The following is a 1930-nucleotide window of genomic DNA, read 5'->3' as shown; positions in this document are numbered from 1 at the left end:
TCCGGAAAAGGGTGAGCCTTTCCGGATTCTTACACAGCCACTGGATCGATCAACCGATCCTTAACTGATCGGCATTAGAGCTAACGCTCCCTTTTTTATTTTCTTAAACGCACCTGATTCACAGAGTGGTTTGCGCTTTTGGTCATTATAAGGCTGGCTCGCTCACGCGTTGGTAGAATGTTCTCTTTTAAATTCAAAAGATTAATCTCATTCCACAGCGATGTGGCAATATCAATTGCTTCATCTTTAGACAGCTGAGCATAGCTATGAAAATAGGAGTCCGGGTCGGTAAACGCGCCTTCGCGGAATTTCAGAAAACGATTGATATACCAGTTTTTTAGCAGTTCTTCAGGTGCATCGACGTAAATTGAAAAATCAACGAAGTCCGAAACAAATACATGATGCGGATCGTGTGGATAATCCATGCCGCTCTGCAGAACATTTAATCCCTCAAGAATTAATATATCAGGCTGCGTGATGGTTTTATCCCCATCAGGAATGACGTCGTAAATCAGATGTGAATAGACCGGCGCCGTAGCGTCAGGAACGCCGGATTTCAGGTCTGAGACGAATTTAACCAGGCGATGCATGTCATAAGACTGCGGGAAGCCCTTCTTCTTCATCAGGCCGCGTTCTTTCAATACCGCGTTAGGGTGCAGAAAACCATCTGTCGTGATTAATTCTACATGTCGATGTTCAGGCCAGCGGCTCAGCAATGCTTGCAGCACGCGCGCGGTAGTGCTCTTCCCGACCGCCACGCTACCCGCAATGCTAATGATGTAAGGAATACGTTGGCCGTTGGTGCCAAGGAATTGTTCCAGTACAGCCTGGCGGCGCAGATTAGAGCTGATATAGAAATTGAGTAAACGCGACAGCGGCAAATAAATTTCCGCTACTTCTTCCAGGGAAAGATCTTCGTTGATGCCTTTTAACCGCGTGATTTCTTCCTCTGTTAGCGTCATCGGAACGGAATCACGAAGCGCAGCCCATTGGTCGCGGTTAAATTGTAGATACGGTGTCATTAACGTTTGCTCTTTTAGGCTCATAAGCATGCTCTTGCAACCGCCGAATTACATGAAGGCGGGGTGCTTCACACTAGTTAATCAGGACAATGGGCAGGAGGGTAACACCAGATTGCGAGGAATAATAAGAAAAAAACTCATTGAATGATGCTTTCTAAAGGTAGCATCACAGAGATGAATGGTTTGGTAAGGGGATATAAAGTTCTCAGCAGAGACCCGTGGGTTATTCATTGAATCGGGTGGTCAGGTGATGGGGTATCGATGCCGCTTTAGCGACTTCACTCTACTTTTTGCCCTCCTTGGCAACCCTATCCGTGAGGATGATTGGCGTATTTTTGTCCTGCTCTGTTTGAAATTACACCATTTTTTCTCGTTTGAGCACAAAATGTGAGCAATAGAACATTTTCTGCAATTTTTTAGTTGCATGAACTCGCAGGTCTCCCTAGAATGCGCGCTACTTGATGCCGACTTAGCTCAGTAGGTAGAGCAACTGACTTGTAATCAGTAGGTCACCAGTTCGATTCCGGTAGTCGGCACCATCAAGTGCCTGGTGGGGTTCCCGAGCGGCCAAAGGGAGCAGACTGTAAATCTGCCGTCATCGACTTCGAAGGTTCGAATCCTTCCCCCACCACCATCTTTCGGCAACGCTTTGCGGAGCCAGAGTTGATTGGTTAAACTGGTCAGCTCAAACAAAAAAAGAGACGCTTCTCTTTTTTTTGTTATAGAAAGAACTGGGTAGCCGAGTTTCAGGATGCGGGCATCGTATAATGGCTATTACCTCAGCCTTCCAAGCTGATGATGCGGGTTCGATTCCCGCTGCCCGCTCCAAACGTGCTGATATGGCTCAGTTGGTAGAGCGCACCCTTGGTAAGGGTGAGGTCCCCAGTTCGACTCTGGGTATCAGCACC

Annotated in this window: 1 protein-coding gene and 4 tRNA genes; 4 read left to right on the top strand and 1 reads right to left on the bottom strand. The window is 47.3% G+C overall.

Annotated features, from left to right (window positions below; genetic code table 11):
- Window positions 1–95: 95 nt before the first annotated feature.
- A complete protein-coding gene (coaA, locus tag ACESQ2_RS28365; RefSeq protein ID WP_373171595.1) occupies window positions 96–1046 on the bottom strand; it encodes a type I pantothenate kinase in 951 nt (316 codons plus the stop codon).
- A 439-nt stretch (window positions 1047–1485) separates the two neighbouring features.
- Between coaA and ACESQ2_RS28360 the strand changes: the two genes are divergently transcribed.
- The 4 genes from ACESQ2_RS28360 to ACESQ2_RS28345 all read left to right on the top strand — a co-directional run bounded on the left by ACESQ2_RS28360 (window position 1486) and on the right by ACESQ2_RS28345 (window position 1928).
- A tRNA-Thr gene (locus ACESQ2_RS28360) sits at window positions 1486–1561 on the top strand.
- A 10-nt stretch (window positions 1562–1571) separates the two neighbouring features.
- Window positions 1572–1656, top strand: a tRNA-Tyr gene (locus ACESQ2_RS28355).
- Window positions 1657–1775: 119 nt separating this feature from the next.
- Window positions 1776–1850, top strand: a tRNA-Gly gene (locus ACESQ2_RS28350).
- Between the two features lie 5 nt (window positions 1851–1855).
- Window positions 1856–1928: transfer RNA gene (locus ACESQ2_RS28345), tRNA-Thr, on the top strand.
- Window positions 1929–1930: the final 2 nt, after the last annotated feature.

This window comes from Klebsiella sp. Q11 (genome assembly GCF_964241505.1).
Taxonomy (GTDB): domain Bacteria; phylum Pseudomonadota; class Gammaproteobacteria; order Enterobacterales; family Enterobacteriaceae; genus Klebsiella; species Klebsiella michiganensis.
Note: the sequence above shows the minus strand (reverse complement) of the source record. Positions and strands in the feature narration are given on the sequence as shown.